We start from the raw sequence: 1,666 nt of genomic DNA on the forward strand, positions 1-1,666 counted from the left end.
GTGGGGGAGGCGAAGCTGGTGCCGGTGGTCGCAGCGGAGGGATCGCGGCGCGGCTAGGCGGGGGCGTAGGCGCGGGGGCCGGAGTGGGCGCGGGTGAAGAGGGTCGCGCGACAACGGCAGCGACAACAGCGGCGGGGAAGGGTGCGGCCGGAGCCAAGGGATCGTCGGGGATGGGCGGTATGGCTGGCGGCGGGAAAGGCAAAGGCGAGGAAGACAAAGAACACCAGCGCAAGTACGGAATCGAAGACGACTCCGCGTTCTCTCTCGTCGACGAGAACGGCGAGCGCGCGCTCGATCCCCGCACTGGGCTGCCTCCGACGCCTCCCACGATTGGCGGTTGAGGGGCTCGATGACGATCATCGACAGGCCGCTGCGGATGCCGCGGCCGGTGTTTTTGGCGCTTTGGCACGCGGAGGACCTTGGGAAAGCACCGGTGGTGGTTGAGGACACTCCGATGTACCTCACCGAGGAGGGCGCGGCGGAAAGGGCGAAGCGGACGCGGGATCTTCTTGCGCAGCTTGGCGAAACAGCCGCGGATGCGTTGCGAGGCACGTTAAGGCTGCTCGCTACCGCGAGGCATGAGGTGTACGGGTGGACTGATTTCGGCACCCATCAAGAGGACAACGGCGCGATTCTCGTCGCGGCGACCAATCAAGAAGCCGTTCGGTTGATCGCGGACGCGGAATTCGTTCAGCTCGACCCGGTGTCGCCCCGTGAGCTTGCGGCTTGTTTGGTCATGGCGATGCCGGAATGCCCGCCGGCGGCGGTTCGGGCGATGCGGGTCAGCCGGGAGTACTACGACGGGGGCGGCAGCGCGGACCCGCTGGCCGAGGAGGGCGGCGACGCGGACGAGTTGCGCTATCTGATGCGGGCGCCGCGCGACGCGGTGCATCAGTTGCACGCCGCGGTCCGGGATCAACGGGGCGAGCGGCGCTACAGTTCGCCGTTGTCGGTGATCGATCTCAGCGGGCGCGGGCGGGTGGTGAGCTTCCAGAGCACCAGGGACGGCACGGCGCAGATCAGCGTCTACCCGGGAAACCGGGCCTCCTTGATCGATGCGGTGGATCGAACCCTCGCCAGTCTGCGATAAAAACTAGTAACCGCGTTTCCCTTTCTCGTGTTCCGCGTTAACCAGTGCATCGGGTTCACAGAGAGGTGAAACGGAATGGGCGTACGCGCGTTCGGACGAGGCATGGTCCTCCTGGCGGCGACGGTCGTCGCGCTCGGCGGCGGCACCGCGGTGGCATCGGCGGCAACCGGGCAAGAACCGACCGGGCCGGTGCAGCCGAACATCATCGCCGCGGCTCTCTACTCGGTCGGGCAGCCGACGATCGCACCGCCGGGGGCCAACGACTGGAATTGCAAACCGTCCGCCGAGCATCCGAACCCGGTGCTCCTGTCCAATGGCACCACGGCCAACGCGTACGAGAACTGGGCGAATCTTTCCCAGAAGCTCGCCAACGCGGGGTACTGCGTGTTCGCGGGGAACTTCGGCGGGGCAGCTCGCGACCTTCGGGGACAATATTTTGAAGGCCACCGGGGCCGCGAAGCTGGACGTCGTCGGGCATTCGCAGGCCGGCATGAATCCGCGCTACTGGATCAAGTACCCCGGCGGACCGAGCAATATCGGCACGCTGATCGGGCTGTCCCCGTCCAATTACTGCAC

Annotated in this window: 2 protein-coding genes; both read left to right on the top strand. The window is 66.8% G+C overall.

Features of this window, described 5'->3' with window-relative positions:
• The first annotated feature begins 170 nt into the window (after positions 1-170).
• The gene (locus D0D37_RS48395; RefSeq protein WP_244223924.1) at positions 171-341 is read left to right on the top strand and encodes a hypothetical protein; all 171 of its coding nucleotides are present in this window, start codon (positions 171-173) and stop codon (positions 339-341) included.
• An 8-nt stretch (positions 342-349) separates the two neighbouring features.
• A complete protein-coding gene (locus D0D37_RS46270) occupies positions 350-1,090 on the top strand; it encodes an ESX secretion-associated protein EspG (RefSeq protein WP_116206892.1) in 741 nt (246 codons plus the stop codon).
• The last annotated feature ends 576 nt before the right edge of the window (positions 1,091-1,666 follow it).

Source organism: Amycolatopsis circi (genome assembly GCF_003385235.1).
GTDB lineage: Bacteria > Actinomycetota > Actinomycetes > Mycobacteriales > Pseudonocardiaceae > Amycolatopsis > Amycolatopsis circi.